The sequence below is a fragment of the Streptomyces sp. MMBL 11-1 genome (assembly GCF_028622875.1).
GTDB lineage: Bacteria > Actinomycetota > Actinomycetes > Streptomycetales > Streptomycetaceae > Streptomyces.
On record NZ_CP117709.1, the window covers coordinates 3,475,001 to 3,489,453 of the forward strand.

At 73.9% G+C, this 14,453-nt stretch carries 8 protein-coding genes; 4 read left to right on the forward strand and 4 right to left on the reverse strand.

Annotated features, from left to right (window positions below):
• Window positions 1–170: 170 nt before the first annotated feature.
• Window positions 171–728: a MarR family winged helix-turn-helix transcriptional regulator gene (locus tag PSQ21_RS15040; RefSeq protein WP_274031012.1), complete on the reverse strand. Its 558-nt coding sequence runs from the start codon at window positions 726–728 to the stop codon at window positions 171–173.
• A gap of 166 nt (window positions 729–894) precedes the next feature.
• Here PSQ21_RS15040 and PSQ21_RS15045 point away from each other — a divergent pair, with 166 nt between their 5' ends.
• Entirely contained in the window at window positions 895–2,277 is a 1,383-nt protein-coding gene (locus PSQ21_RS15045) for an MFS transporter (protein ID WP_274035784.1), read from the forward strand.
• Between the two features lie 23 nt (window positions 2,278–2,300).
• On the opposite strand, the gene PSQ21_RS15050 is transcribed toward PSQ21_RS15045, so the two are convergent.
• Window positions 2,301–4,052, reverse strand: a complete 1,752-nt coding sequence (locus PSQ21_RS15050) for an ATP-binding SpoIIE family protein phosphatase (RefSeq protein ID WP_274031013.1) — start codon at window positions 4,050–4,052, stop codon at window positions 2,301–2,303.
• 411 nt (window positions 4,053–4,463) lie between these two features.
• The gene (locus PSQ21_RS15055) at window positions 4,464–5,834 is read right to left on the reverse strand and encodes an NAD(P)/FAD-dependent oxidoreductase (protein ID WP_443334422.1); all 1,371 of its coding nucleotides are present in this window, start codon (window positions 5,832–5,834) and stop codon (window positions 4,464–4,466) included.
• A 424-nt stretch (window positions 5,835–6,258) separates the two neighbouring features.
• Here PSQ21_RS15055 and PSQ21_RS15060 point away from each other — a divergent pair, with 424 nt between their 5' ends.
• Together PSQ21_RS15060 and PSQ21_RS15065 are read left to right on the forward strand one after the other, a co-directional pair.
• Window positions 6,259–7,203 (forward strand): TetR/AcrR family transcriptional regulator, encoded by a 945-nt coding sequence (locus PSQ21_RS15060; protein ID WP_443334392.1) that lies wholly within the window; start codon window positions 6,259–6,261, stop codon window positions 7,201–7,203.
• Between the two features lie 525 nt (window positions 7,204–7,728).
• Window positions 7,729–9,729, forward strand: coding sequence for a sigma-70 family RNA polymerase sigma factor (locus tag PSQ21_RS15065; RefSeq protein WP_274031015.1), 2,001 nt, complete (start codon window positions 7,729–7,731; stop codon window positions 9,727–9,729).
• Window positions 9,730–9,860: 131 nt separating this feature from the next.
• Here PSQ21_RS15065 and PSQ21_RS15070 read toward each other — a convergent pair whose 3' ends face one another.
• Complete coding sequence (locus PSQ21_RS15070) at window positions 9,861–11,972, reverse strand: asparagine synthase-related protein (RefSeq protein WP_274031016.1); 2,112 nt, start codon at window positions 11,970–11,972, stop codon at window positions 9,861–9,863.
• Between the two features lie 874 nt (window positions 11,973–12,846).
• On the opposite strand from PSQ21_RS15070, the gene PSQ21_RS15075 reads away from it, so the two are divergent.
• Window positions 12,847–14,436: a sporulation protein gene (locus PSQ21_RS15075; protein ID WP_274031017.1), complete on the forward strand. Its 1,590-nt coding sequence runs from the start codon at window positions 12,847–12,849 to the stop codon at window positions 14,434–14,436.
• Window positions 14,437–14,453: the final 17 nt, after the last annotated feature.

The following is a 14,453-nucleotide window of genomic DNA, read 5'->3' on the forward strand; positions in this document are numbered from 1 at the left end:
CCGAAATCATCCCGAGTGGGAGATCGTGCTGAAGTTTGGTTGCCGCGTTCGCGGCGGGATCGCTGCCGCAGGACCGTTCCGGCTCCGTGACAACTCGGAGAACTTTACGGATCCACCAGGGGTGTGTCAACCCTCCCCCGGTGGCCTCCGCAAGGCCGCCGACCTGGCCTTCAGTCCAGGTCGGTGAGCCGGCCGCCGGCGTCCGGCTGGGCGTGTTCCACACGGCGCAGGAGGCGGACCAGCAGTTCGCCGAGGACGCCGCGTTCGTCGCCGGACAGGTCCTGGAGGAGGTCCTCCTCGAAGTCGGTCGCCATGCGCATCGCCTCGAGCCACTTCGTACGGCCCTCGTCGGTCAGCTCGACGATGACGCGTACCCGGTTGTTCTCGTCGCGGTCGCGGGTGACCAGGCCCTCGCCGGCCATCCGGTCGACGCGGTGGGTCATGGCGGCCGGGGTGAGACCGAGACGCTTCGCCAGTTCGCCGGGGCCCAGGCGGTAGGGGGCGCCCGACAGGACCAGGGTCTTGAGGACCTCCCATTCGGCGTTGCTGATGCCGAGTGCGGCGACCTGCCTGCCGTACGCGACGTTCATCCGGCGGTTAAGACGGCCCAGCGCGGAGACGACCTGTTCGACCTGGGGGTCGAGGTCGCGGAACTCGCGCTGGTAGGCGGCGATCTGTTCGTCGAGGCTCGGCTCGCTGGGGCCGGGCTCCTCGGGGCTCTCAGACATGGCGGGCAGTATGGCACGCCCCCACCCTCGTTGAAGTCCTTCAGTCTGAAGTTTTCACCTTCTAACTTTAGTGCTAAAGTCTTCGAGTCTGATTTCTTCGTGTCAGGTCTCGATGCTCCGCGCTCGAGGCCTCGAGTTCTTGAGGTAGGTGAGTGTGACCAGGGAGATGGGCGCAGCGCTGCGGCGGATCCAGCTGGGCAGCGCGCTGAGCGCGTTCGGGCTCGGGTTCACCGTTCCGTATCTGTACGTCTACGTGGCGCAGGTACGGGATCTGGGCGCCGGGACGGCGGGGGTCGTCCTGGCCGCCTTCGCGATGGCGGCGCTGGCCGTTCTGCCGTTCACCGGGCGGGCCATCGACCGGCGGGGCCCGTTGCCCGTGCTGGTGGTGGCCTCCGTTCTGGCCTCTGTCGGTGCGGTGGCCCTGGGGTTCGCGAGCAGTGTTCCGGCCGCCGTGCTGTCCGCCGCCGTGCTGGGCGCGGGTACCGCCGTCATGCAGCCGGCCCTCGCCACGATGCTCGTGTGGTGTTCCAGCACCGCGACCCGGACGCGGGCCTTCGCCACGCAGTTCTTCCTGCAGAACCTGGGGCTCGGTCTCGGCGGGCTCGTCGGCGGGCAGCTGGTGGACGTGAGCCGTCCGGCGAGCTTCACGATGCTCTTCCTGATCGAGGCCGTGATGTTCGTGGTGCTCGGCGTCGTGGTGACTACGGTGCGGATGCCTCGTCCGGCTTCGCTCGGCGGGACCCGCCCGGGGGACGGGTCCGCCGCCGAGGGCGGGCTGCGGACACTGCTCTCGCACCGGGCCATGGTGCAGCTGTGCGTGCTGGGGTTCGTGCTGTTCTTCGCCTGCTACGGGCAGTTCGAGTCCGGCCTGGCCGCGTACGGCACGGAGGCCGCCGGGATCGAGCCGTCCACCCTCGGTTTCGCGCTGGCCGCCAACACCGCGGTCATCGTCGTGGCGCAGTTCGTCGTGCTGCGGCTCGTGGAGCGGCGGCGACGCAGCCGGGTCATCGCCGCGGTCGGCCTGATCTGGGCGTTCGCCTGGATCGTGGCGGGGTACGCGGGGCTGGGCCACGGCAGCCAGGCCATGGCGACGGCCGCGTTCATCTCGACGTACGCGCTGTTCGGGCTCGGTGAGGCGATGCTGTCGCCGACCGTCGCCCCGCTGGTCGCCGATCTGGCGCCGGAGTCGATGGTCGGGCAGTACAACTCGGCGTTCGCCCTGTGCAAGCAGCTCGCGCTCGCGGTCGGTCCGGCCGTCGGCGGGCCGATGGGGGCGTCGCTGCACGGCCCGTACATCGTGACCTTCGTGCTGTTCTCGCTGGGCATCACGGTGCTCGCGCTGCGGCTGGGCCGTCGGCTCACCCCCGTGCAGGACCAGCCGTCGCTCGCCGGCGCTCCGTCCCGGGTGGTGGCGGTGTCACTGCCCGAGCGCGGGGAAGGCGCGGAGACCGGGGCCACCGGGCCCGGGGCTCCCTCGGCCTCCACCACGGCCGCTTTCACGGCCTCCGCCACGACCTCCACCACGGCCTCCGCTTCCGCCGGTCACTGAGCGGGCGCCGGGGAGCGCCCTGCTCACCGCGGCAGGGCGAACTCGCACCAGACCGCCTTGCCGCCGCCCGGCGTACGTCGGCTGCCCCACGAGGTGGCGATCGAGGCGATGATCGAGATGCCGCGTCCCGCCTCGTCCGCCGGTTCGGCCTGGCGGCGGCGCGGCAGGTGGTCGTCGCCGTCGGTGACCTCGATGATCAGCCGGCGGTCCGTACGCCGCAGTCCCAGGCGCATCGGCGGGGTGCCGTGCTGGAGGGAGTTCGCGACCAGTTCGCTGGTGGCGAGGACGCCCAGGTCGCGGAGTTCGACGGGGAAGCGCCACGAGGTCAGGACCCCGGTGGCGAATGCGCGGGCGCGCGGGGCGGCCTCGATGCCGCCGAGGAGTTCGAGCGCGGCGTTGTGGAACAGCTCCGCGTTCGCTCCCGTACGGGCGGGGTGCTGCACCACCAGGACCGCCACGTCGTCGTCGTGCTCGGCGGTCACGCCGAGGGAGCGGATCAGCCGGTCGCAGACCACCTGCGGTGTTCCCTTGGCGCCCGCGAGGGCGCGGGCCAGTGAGGCGACGCCCTCGTCGATGTCCTCGCTGCGCCGTTCGACCAGGCCGTCCGTATAGAGGACCGCCGTGGAGCCGGGCGGCAGCGCGATGGTGCCCGAGGTGTGGACCCAGCCGCCGGTGCCGAGCGGGGGGCCGGTGGGCTCGGCGGCGCGGTGGACGGTGCCGTCCTCGTCGCGGACGAGGATCGGGAGGTGCCCGGCGGAGGCGTAGACGAGCTGCCCCTCGTTCGGATCATGGACGGCGTAGACGCAGGTCGCGATCTGGTTGGCGTCGATCTCGGCGGCGAGGCCGTCGAGCAGCTGGATCACCTCGTGCGGCGGGAGGTCGAGCCGGGCGTAGGCGCGGACGGCGGTGCGGAGCTGGCCCATCACGGCGGCGGCCCGGACCCCGCGGCCCATCACGTCGCCGATGACCAGGGCGGTGCGGCCCGCGCCGAGGGTGATGACGTCGTACCAGTCGCCGCCCACCGCGGCGTCGGTTCCGCCGGGCTGGTAGGTGGCGGCGATGCGGAGGTCGTCGGGCTGTTCCAGCTCCTGCGGGAGCAGGGAGCGCTGGAGGGTGACGGCCGTTTCGCGGTGGCGGCGCTCGCTGGTGCGCAGGCGTTCGGCGGCTTCGGCGTGGTCGGTGACGTCGGCGGCGTACACGAGGACGCCGCCTTCTCCCTTGCCGTCTCCTCTGTCCCCTCCTCTGCCGTCTCCCCTGTCTCCTCTTTCTCCCCTCTCTTCCTCGTGCTCCGTGCGGCCCCAGGCGGCGACCGGGGTGCAGGTCACGGTGTACGAACCGCCCTCGGCGGTCCTGCGGGACTTGACCGTACGGGCGGTGCCGCTGCGCAGGACCTGGTCGAGCAGCGGTACCACGCTGAGCTGGGCGAGCTCGGGCATCGCCTCGGCCGCGGGAACACCGGACGGGCGGGGGCCGAACGCGGCCTCGTACGCGTCGTTGACGTACGCGATCCGGTGGTCCGGGCCGTGCAGCAGCGCGACGGGGGCGGGGAGCCGGCCGAGGATTTCGCGGGCGGAGAGGTCGTCGAGGGCGGGCCCGGGGAGCGCCTCCGTCGAGGCGGGGGCGGAAGGCGCCGGGGAGGCGTCGTCCGGCAGGGCGGGCGTGCCGTCCGCCCCGGCGTGTCCGGCTCGGGCCGGCGGCACGGAACTACGATCGTCCCGCGCGGCGGCTCGGCGCTGTGTTCCGGGAAGGCGGGCGCTCCAACGCGTGAAGTTCACGGTATTTCTGGCCTCGTGTGTCGGTCTGGTCCGCTCGGGCGGGCTGCTTCTTCTGCCGTGTTCGGGAGCACCGGGGGCCGTGCCCCCGGGATGGCGCAGCCGGGCCTCGTCGTGCGGTCGGTGCGTCGCTGCTGGTCACTGTTGGTCACTGCCGACCGGGTCACTCTGTGCAGGTGTGGGCCCACCTATGGTCACACGTCCAGTGTGACCGACCGTACTGACAGTTGCCGCCCGGCCGCCGCTCCGACCCTCGATCGGTCGGGTGCCGGACTCGGTCGGATGTGCGGTCGGAGGCTGGGCCGGCTGCCCGGTCGGGGCCGTGCCGGTCGCCCCGTCAGTTGCCCGGGCGTTGCCCGTCAGTTGTCCGCCCGTCAGCTGTCGGTCGTCCGTCAGTTGCCCGTCGGTTGTCCGTCAGTTGTCCGTGCGGCGGTCGTCCGGGGTTTCTCCGGGACCCTTCGGGCGGCGGGCGGGGCCGGGGAGCCCCGGGGTGCCGGAGCCGCCTCCCGCCGCGAGTTCGAACTCGGCGCGGGGGTGCTCCAGCGAACCGAGGGAGACGATCTCGCGTTTGAAGAGTCCGGCCAGGGTCCATTCGGCAAGGACGCGCGCCTTCCGGTTGAACGTCGGGACCCGGCTGAGGTGGTACGTACGGTGCATCAGCCAGGCCGGGTAGCCCTTGAGCTTGCGGCCGTAGACGTGGGCGACGCCCTTGTGCAGGCCGAGGGAGGCGACCGATCCGGCGTACGCGTGCCGGTACTCCCTGAGCGGCCGGCCGTCGACCGAGGCGAGGACGTTGTCGGCGAGGACCTTCGCCTGGCGCACCGCGTGCTGGGCGTTGGGTGCGGTCTCGCGGCCCGGTTCGGAGGCCGTCAGGTCGGGTACGGCCGCGGCGTCGCCGGCGGCCCAGGCGTGCGGCGTGTCCTCGACGCCGAGGGTGGCGGTGCAGCGGATCCGGCCGCGCTCGGTGAGGGGCAGGTCGGTGGCGGCCAGCAGGGGGGCCGGTTTGACGCCCGCGGTCCACACGAGGGTGCGGGTCGGGAAGCGGGAGCCGTCGCTGAGGACGGCGACGCGGTCCTCGCAGGTGTCGAGCCGGGTGTCGAGACGTACGTCGATGTTCCGGCCGCGCAGCTCCCCGATGGCGTACGTGCCCATGGCATCGCCGACCTCGGGGAGGATGCGTCCGGAGGCCTCGACCAGGATCCATTTCAGGTCGGCCGGCTTGATGTTGTGGTAGTACCGCGCCGTGTAGCGGGCCATGTCCTCCAGTTCGGCCAGCGCCTCCACACCCGCGTAGCCGCCGCCGACGAAGACGAAGGTGAGAGCGGCGTCGCGGATCGCGGGGTCGCGGGTCGCGGAGGCGATGTCCATCTGCTCGATGACGTGGTTGCGCAGCCCGATGGCCTCCTCGACGGTCTTGAAACCGATGCCGAATTCGGCGAGGCCGGGGACGGGCAAGGTGCGCGAGACGGACCCGGGGGCGATGACGATCTCGTCGTAGGCGATCTCCAGCGCTCCGGTGCCGTCCTCGCCGGTGGCGAGGGTGGTGACGGTCGCGGTCCGTTTGGCGTGGTCGACGCGCTGGGCCTCGCCGATGACGATCGTGCAGGCGTTCAGGACGCGGCGCAGCGGCACGACCACATGGCGCGGCGAGATCGAGCCGGCCGCCGCTTCGGGGAGGAAGGGCTGGTAGGTCATGTACGGCTCGGGCGTGACGACCACGATCTCGGCGTCGCCGCTCTTCAGTCTCTGCTTCAACTTCCGTTGAAGACGCAGCGCTGTGTACATCCCGACGTAGCCACCGCCGACGACGAGAATGCGCACACCTGGCCGGGTGCCGGGGGTCGTCCCCCGGGAATCTGGAGCCATCACCACCCCATGACGCAACGGAGTCAGGGGTTTGTCCACAGGCCCGGCAAATTGTGTGACTGGAGGTTCCCCCACGGCACGCGGGGCGCGTGGGAGGCGAGGGGCGACAGCCGCGCAGGTCAGGCACTACGTCCGGGGTGAGCGGAGGGGTGATGTTCCGGCGTCGATCGGATCCTGGTCCGATCGGGGGGCGCCCCATGCGGAACTAGCCCCTTCTGAATTGACGCGGGCTCAACTATGTTCGTAACCCGTCGGGGTGTCGGGTGCGGATTTCGTTGTGCTCCGCTCCCCGGCTGAAACGGCGGGAAGTCTCCGGGGGGAGACGTCATAACCGGGGGAAGTTATGCATATTCAGGATACGCATGGCCAGGCTGCGCTCTCGCGCGCGTCCGAGGACCAGGGACGCCTCGGCTCCGTGGGAGCGCTCGGCGTCATGAGCTCGGCGGACGCCGTTCGTTCCGCGGCGGCGGTGAGTGCCGCGGCGATGGGTTCGGCCGCTGCCGGACACGCCCCGAGCGGGGCGACGACGTCGGGAACGGCGACGGTGGCAGCGGCGGGGACCGCGAGCGCGCCGCGCTCGGCTCCGTTGCGCGTCGACGCACAGCGCAATCTGGAGCACGTACTGCGGGCGGCGCGCGAGGTGTTCGGGGAGCTGGGTTACGGCGCTCCGATGGAGGATGTGGCGCGTCGCGCGCGCGTCGGCGTGGGCACCGTCTACCGGCGGTTCCCGAGCAAGGACGTGCTGGTGCGCCGGATAGCCGAGGAGGAGACCTCCCGGCTGACCGAGCAGGCGCGTACGGCGCTGGGGCAGGAGGAGAAGCCCTGGTCGGCCCTCTCCCGCTTCCTGCGTACGTCCGTGGCTTCGGGCGCGGGCAGGCTGCTGCCGCCGCACGTGCTGCGGGTCGGGGTCGACGGGGAGGAGCCGGACGCGCCGGCGGCTTCCGGGGCGGCCTCGACTCCGGGCGCGGTGGACGAGACCCGCGTGCCGCAGCAGCGGCAGGGCGTGGGCCAGGAGGACTTCCGCACCGTCGGCCGGCGCTCCGGCGGCGCCGACGGGCTGGACGGCCTCGGTGAGGACACCGGTGCGGTCGAGCTGCTGGAGGTCGTGGGGCGGCTGGTGGACCGGGCGCGGGACTCCGGTGAGCTGCGCCGGGATGTGACGGTGGCCGATGTGCTGCTGGTCATCGCGACGGCGGCTCCTTCGCTGCCGGACGCCGCTCAGCAGGCGGCGGCTTCGGCCCGGTTGCTGGAGATCCTGCTGGAGGGTCTGCGGTCGCGTCCGGCGTGACGTCCGGGGCCGCGGGCCCCACCCGTCCCGCATCGGTCGTCCGGTGCCGACCGTCCCGCACACCGGGTCGTCCGGTGCCGTCTGTCCCGCACACCGGGCATCCGGTGCCATCCGTCCAACACATCGGTCGTCCCGGTGCCGGCCGTCCCGCACATCGGGTCGTCCGGTGCCGGCCGTCCCGCACACCGGGTCGTCCGGTGCCGGCCGTCCGGTGTCGCTCATCGGACGAGGGCGCGCGGCTCCGGTGCGGACGGCCTGGCGCGGCGCGCGGACTGCGGGACGCGGGGGCGCGGACGGCCGGGAGCGGGGCGCGGACGGCGGGCACGCGCGGCCGGAGAGGGCGGGCGGGGGCGGTTCGGGGGACGAATCAGCGGAGACTCATTCCCCGAAAGTAGGGCCTCTAGTACCCGCATTCGAGAGAACGCCCCGGATGAGTGGTTGGCGAGGCTGAGGGGCCAGCGCGATTGAGCCATGTGGCAGTCTTGGCCGGTATTCGGGTCCGAGGGTGTAACGGGGGCTTCCGCGATGAGCGGTAACGAGCAGCAGGAAGAGCCGCTCGGCGAGATCGCAGCGGCCGACAGGGACACGAAAGCGGACGGGCTGTCCGCCGGGCAGGTGCCGGCCCAGGCTGTGCGCGGCCCGTCGGAAGGTGCGGCCGAGGGCGGCACCGTCCTGCCCGGCCCGTGGCCCGCCGTCGCCGACGAGGACGCCACCGGGCCGGTCGGTGCGCACGCGGTTCCGCAGCAGCGCGCGGGCCGCGGCGGGGCTCCCGAGCTCGGGCTGTCCGACGCCCGGCTGATCGAGGACATGCGCGCCGGCGACGACCGGGCCTACGAGGAGCTGTTCCTGCGGCATTCGGGCGCCGTCCTGCGCTACGCCCGCAGCTGCTGCCGGGACGCGCACACCGCCGACGACCTGACGGCCGAGGTGTTCGCACGCACGCTCCAGGCCGTACGGGGCGGAAAAGGGCCGACCGAAGCGGTCCGGGCCTATCTGATGACCGCCGTCCGCCATGTCGCCGCCGCTTGGACGAAGAGCGCGAAGCGTGAGCATCTGGTCGACGACTTCGCGGTGTTCGCCGCACAGGCCTCCCGTTCCTCCGAGCTCTCCGACGACGGCACCCTCGACCTCGGCGCCGACGTGCTGGCGATGCGCGAGGCCGATCAGACGATGGCGATGCAGGCGTTCCGGAGCCTTCCCGAACGCTGGCAGGCGGTCCTGTGGCACACCACGGTGGAGGAGGAGTCGCCGAGCGAGATCGCCCCGTTGTTCGGCCTCACCGCCAACGCCACCGCCGTCCTGGCCAGTCGCGCCCGCGAAGGGCTCAAGCAGGCCTACCTCCAGGCCCACGTCAGCCAGGCGCTCACGACCGGCGGGGACTGCGCGCGGTACGCCGACCGGCTCGGCGCCCACGCCCGGGGCGGCCTGCGGACCCGGGCCGAGCGCGGGCTGCGCAAGCACCTCGACGCCTGCGCCAGGTGCCGGGTGGCCGCGGGCGAGCTGGACCAGGTGAACGCCGGGATTCCGGCGCTGCTGCCCGTCGCGGTCATCGGATGGTTCGCCGCCGGGTATTCACTCAAGGCCGCGGGCATCGTGGCCGGTGGCGCGGCCGGGGCCGCAGGCGCGGGAGCCGCCGCGGCGGCCACCGGGTCCGGTTCCGCCGGTGGGGCCGCCGGGGGCGCGGCGGGCTCCGAGGCGCTCGGCGCGCCCGCCAAGGCCGGGATCGCCGCCGCCGTGGTGGTGGCCGCCGCGGCCGGTCTGGTGTGGGCGCTCGTCGGCGACGAGCGGCCGAAGACGGAGCCCAGGCCGGTCGCCAAACCGCCGGTCGTGGCGCCCGCTGTGCCCACGCCGCCTACCCCTCCGTCCCCGAAGCCGCCACCGAAGCCGAAGCCGGCGCCTCCGGCCGCACCCGCGCCGCCCGCGCCCGTGGCCCCGGCGCCGAGCCCGCCGCCGTCCCCGAAGTCGACTCCGCCGCCGAAACCCACGCCCTCCCCCGAGCCGCCGCCGAAGCCCGCGCCCCCGGCGCCGAGCCCGCCGCCGTCCCCGAGGCCGACTCCGCCGCCGAAGCCCACGCCGCCCCCGCCCGCCCCGGAGGTGTACCAGGTCAGCGAACTGGCGTACTCCGTGTTCGGCGACAGGAGCGAGCCGGAGGTCGTGATGGGGCAGAGCAGTTGGGTCTGGCAGCGGTCGAACGTGTCCATCGCCTCCACCCGTTACGCACACGGCGTGACCGTGCACGCCCGCTCCTCGGTCACCATCCAGCTGAACCGCCCGTGCACGAGCTATCAGGCCATGGTCGGGGTGGACGACCTGACCATGGGGCTCGGCGCGGTGCGCTTCTCCGTGTTCGACGGGGACGGGGCCCGGCTCTGGCGCTCCCCGGTGATGGAGGGCGGCGATCCCGCCGTCCCCGTGAGCGTGAACATCGCCGGCCAGTCCTCGATCCGCCTCGTGGTGGAGCCGGAGACGCCGTTCGGTGGGGTGGCCCTGGCCGACTGGGCGGACTCCCGGATCAGCTGCGCCTGAGCCGTACGCGCGCCCGGGCCGGGCTTCCCGGCGACGCCCTCCGGCCAGAACGGGAGCGTGCGCCGGTCAGGACGGGAGCGTGTATCGGTCAGGACAGGACCGTCCGCCGGTCAGGACGGAACGTGTTTCGGTCAGGACTGGAGCGTGCGCCGAGCGGGCATCACACCGCCCGCGACCGCGCGCTGGCGCGGAGCGGCCGTACCCGTCCAGCAGGTGCCGCGCCGGGCCAGCAGGCGGCGCAGCCACAGTTCGGTGGAGGCCAGGTCGGCCAAGCCGTCCAGGGGCAGCGGCTCGCCCTCGGAGGCGGCTCGCAGGGCCTTGCGGACCACCCGGGCCTCGACCAGGCCCGCGTCGGCCAGCAGCGGGGCGTCGAAAAGGGCCATCAGGTCGGGCAGCGCGAGGCGCAGGCCGGTGCGGGTGACAGCGGTGGAGGTGGCCTGGGAGGGCGTGCCCCAGCCGGGCGGCAGATCGTGGATGCCCGCCCCGCCGAGCACCCGGCGCAGGATCGCGGCCCGTGCGCCGGGCTGGACCCGGAGGGACTCGGGCAGGGCACGGGCCGCCCGGACCACCTGGTTGTCGAGGAACGGGGCGTGCAGGCGCTGGCTGCGGATCTCCGCGGCCTGTTCCAGGATCCGGTGGTCGGCGGCCCCACGGGCGAGGGCGGCGCGCGCCCGGGCCTCCCCCGGGCGCTGCACGGAGGCGGGCCGGATCGCGGCCTCCTGGAGACGAACCGATACTTCGGCCAGCGCCTCCCCCGTCAGCCAGCGCGCCGCCGGACCCGGGCGCGACCAGGCGAGGGCGGCGAGCGAGGCGTCGGCGGGGGTCGCGAGGTCGGGGGCGTAACGGTTGGCGTCGGGGAGGAGCCCGGCGGCGGACTCCAGGCCGGTGCGGTACGACGTACGGGCCAGGCGGCGGGCGGCGCGGTAGACCGTCAGCGGGACGAACAGCGAGTGCGCGGTAGGGCCTTCGGCCTTGGTCAGGGCGGCGACGGGGCGCAGGAGGTGGCGTCTGCGCCGGTCCATCAGGAGGTCGGCGAGGCGGGCCGGGTGGGCGTCCAGGACCTGTCGGGCCCCGTGTCCGACGAGGTGGTCGGCGCTGCCCGCGGACAGCCGGCGGCGGTGGCGTTCGGCGAGGACGAGGGAGGGGGCCGGTTCGTCGGTGAGCGCGCCGGTGCCCAACGAGGCGTACGGCAGGGCCTCTTCGCCGGCCGCGACGACCACGTGGTGCAGGCGCGGGTTGGCGGCGATGGCGCGGGCCCGCTCCAGCTCGTCCTCGTCGCCCCGGGTGGTGAGGTCGTTGAAGGTGACGGCGAGCAGCCGCTCCCCCGCGCCGGTGCCGTGGCCGAGGAGGGTGCCGGGGAGCCCGGGCAGTCCGGAGGCGAGCAGGGCGAGGGTGGCGGACGCGCTGCCGCCGGAGAGGTCGGCGCCGATGCCCGCCACGGGGCCGCCCCGGGCCGCGCGCCGGTCGGCGGGGCCCATGCCGGGGACGGGCCCCGGGTCCGGGGGCTGGGTTTCCGGCGCGTGGCGCGGGGCCGTGAGCCGGGCGCGTACGGCTTCGACGAGCGCGTCCCGTACGCCCTCCACGGCGTGCACCGGGTCGGCCTGGGGTGCGGCGACGGCGAGCGAGGCGACGGCCTCGTACCCGGTGATCTCCCGCGAGCCCTCCCGGAGGATGAGCGCGTGGCCCGGCGGGACCCGCTTCACGCCCACGTAGGGTGTGCCGTCGCCGAGGGCCTCGGGGGTCTCCGGGCAGGCGAGCAGGGCGGCGAGGTGCCCGATGTCGAGCTGGGCCTCGATGAGGTCGGCGAGCGGCAGGGCGGCGGTGGCGAAGGCGGTGCCGTTGGCCCAGGGGGTGTGGAAGACGGGCCGGGCGCCGGCCAGGTCGCCCGCGACGGTGATGCGGCGGCCGATCTGCACGACGGCGGTGTAACTGCCGGGCCAGGCGGTGAGATGGCGCATCGCGCCACCGCGTGCGGCGAGCAGCCCGACGCGCAGTTGCTCGTCGGTGGCGCCGCAGCAGCCGAGGACCGCGAGGCGGGCGGTGGGCGCCCCTTCGGGGGTCGCGACGCCGATGACGCGGATCTCGTCGGGCCGCCAGTCGCCGACCGCCCACAGCGGATCCGGGTCTCCCCACAGGAGTTGGGAGCCCACGGGGTGAACCGTGCGCCCCTCTCCGCCGTTTCCGACGGCGCCGACCGTGCCGAAGCTCGCGGCGATACTGCTCCATCCCACCAACCAACGCATCGCCGCCTCCACAGGCTGTGGACAAACGGCGCAGTTGACGAGCGAAACGCCGCTGCGGGACATGCTGCCACGACAATGCCGCACGAGAGGGTGTACGGGCAGCGCACGCCGGAAGAGCATGCGCCCCTGGCACAGGCCCGGCGTGATCTTCACCGCGACGACAACAACGGAACTGCCGGTTCCGGAAGTTCCGGAAGTTCCGGGAACTCTGGGGGCGGGGCCGTCCGGTCTCCGCGCCGCACCGGCCCGCCCCCGCGGAAGGGAGGGAGGGCCGGTGCCGCCCGGAAACAGCGCCGATATCCGGCCATAGGAGGACCATTGGCCAGACCTTCACCGGACCGTCGCTATTCGGCCATTCTCTCGAAGCGCCACCCTGCGCGCATGTCGCGCCGCGCCCCCCTGGCGGACCCTTCCACGCACAGTCCGGGAGGTGGGCCTCACCTCCCGGACCGGTCCACCGCCCGCGGGGAATGGAGCGGCGGATTCCCCCAGCCCACTGAGTCCAGTGCAGCGGGCCGACCCACGCAGGTCCCAGACAAGCCTTCCGGCCATCGCCGGGCCAGAGCGCACGGCCGGGCGCACGGCCACACGCCGGGAGCACGCCGCACCCCGGTCCGCGCGCCGCCGCACGGGAGGCCCGGACCGCCCGCACGGACAACAATCCCGCCATCCGGACGTCTGCCCCTTAACGGTAGGGATAGGGAGAACTACGCTGTGTTTACTGGTGTTCTCGGCAGGGGGGCATATTCCTCGGGGCTCGGCCACATGCGTGTGCAGGCGGAGTACGGAGGTTCGAACCTGGGGAGTCATCGGTACGAATGCCGCGCGCCGTCCCCGGTGACGCGGCGGCCGTCTGTGTGTCGAGGGGTGGCGCATGTCCAGGGAGCAACGCGGGCCGAACGAGAAGCTCGGCACGGTTCTCGCCCTCGCGGGAATCAGTAACGCCGGGCTCGCCCGGCGGGTCAACGACCTCGGAGCACAGCGCGGTCTGACACTTCGCTACGACAAGACCTCGGTGGCCCGGTGGGTCGCCAAGGGAATGGTGCCGCAGGGCGCGGCGCCGCATCTCATCGCCGCGGCGATCGGGGCCAAGCTCGGCCGGCCCGTCCCGCTGCACGAGATCGGCCTCGCCGACGCGGATCCGGCCCCGGAGGTCGGCCTCGCCTTCCCCCGGGACGTGGGCGAGGCGGTCCGGTCGGCGACCGAGCTGTACCGCCTGGACCTGGCCGGGCGGCGGGGCGGCGGTGGGATCTGGCAGTCCCTGGCGGGATCGTTCTCGGTGAGCGCCTACGCGACACCCGCGTCGCGCTGGCTGATAACCCCCGCCGATCCGTCGGTGGCCCGGGACCCGACGGCGGCGCAGGCAGCGATCCTCGGGGCGCGTGGCGGCGGATCCGAGAGCCCTCGCGGGGCCGGCCCCCGCGGCCCCGGGGCCGCGCCGGATGCCCGGGGCGCACACATCCTCCACACCGGCGGCTCCACCCCCGGCGTGGCGGGCTCCGTTCCGCTCCAGCCCGGCCCGGACGCCGTGGCGGACGCCTCACCGCTGCGGGTCGGGCACAGCGACGTGACGAAGCTGCGCGAGGCGGCGCAGGACGCCCGGCGCTGGGACTCCAAGTACGGCGGCGGCGACTGGCGCTCCTCCATGGTTCCCGAGTGTTTACGCGTCGATGCCGCACCGCTGCTCCTCGGCTCGTACACCGACGAGGTCGGCCGGGCCCTGTTCGGCGCGTCGGCCGAGCTGACCCGGCTGGCCGGCTGGATGGCCTTCGACACCGGCCAGCAGGAAGCCGCCCAGCGCTACTACATCCAGGCGCTGCGCCTGGCCCGGGCCGCCGCCGACGTCCCGCTCGGCGGCTATGTCCTCGCCTCGATGTCCCTCCAGGCGACCTACCGGGGCTTCGCCGACGAGGGGGTCGACCTCGCCCAGGCGGCCGTCGAGCGCAACCGCGGTCTCGCCACCGCCCGCACCATGAGCTTCTTCCGGCTGGTGGAGGCCCGTGCCCACGCGAAGGCCGGCGACGCACCGGCCGCGGGGGCCGCGCTCAAGGGCGCGGAGAGCTGGCTGGAGCGGTCCCGGGCGGGCGATTCGGACCCGTCGTGGCTCGGCTTCTACGGCTACGACCGGTTCGCCGCCGACGCCGCCGAGTGCTACCGGGACCTGAAGGCCCCCCGCCAGGTGCGGCGCTTCACCGAGCAGGCGCTGTCCCGGCCGACCGAGGAGTTCGTCCGCAGCCACGGGCTGCGGCTCGTCGTGTCCGCCGTCGCCGAGCTGGAGTCGGGCAATCTGGACGCGGCCTGCGCGGCGGGCACCCGGGCGGTGGAGGTCGCCGGCCGGATCTCCTCGGCCCGCACCACGGAGTACGTGCGCGATCTGCTCCACCGCCTGGAGCCGTACGGGGACGAGCCCCGCGTCGCGGAGCTGCGGGAACGGGCCCGCCCGCTGCTGGTCACCCCGGGCTGAACCGGGCCGCGCACCGC

Bases quoted from the DNA above. Each gene is read 5' to 3' on its own strand.
- PSQ21_RS15055 (WP_443334422.1), bottom strand. From the start codon at position 5,834: ATGTACACAGCGCTGCGTCTTCAACGGAAGTTGAAGCAGAGACTGAAG.
- PSQ21_RS15040 (WP_274031012.1), bottom strand. From the start codon at position 728: ATGTCTGAGAGCCCCGAGGAGCCCGGCCCCAGCGAGCCGAGCCTCGAC.
- PSQ21_RS15075 (WP_274031017.1), top strand. From the start codon at position 12,847: ATGTCCAGGGAGCAACGCGGGCCGAACGAGAAGCTCGGCACGGTTCTC.
- PSQ21_RS15045 (WP_274035784.1), top strand. From the start codon at position 895: ATGGGCGCAGCGCTGCGGCGGATCCAGCTGGGCAGCGCGCTGAGCGCG.
- PSQ21_RS15070 (WP_274031016.1), bottom strand. From the start codon at position 11,972: ATGCGTTGGTTGGTGGGATGGAGCAGTATCGCCGCGAGCTTCGGCACG.
- PSQ21_RS15060 (WP_443334392.1), top strand. From the start codon at position 6,259: ATGCATATTCAGGATACGCATGGCCAGGCTGCGCTCTCGCGCGCGTCC.
- PSQ21_RS15065 (WP_274031015.1), top strand. From the start codon at position 7,729: ATGAGCGGTAACGAGCAGCAGGAAGAGCCGCTCGGCGAGATCGCAGCG.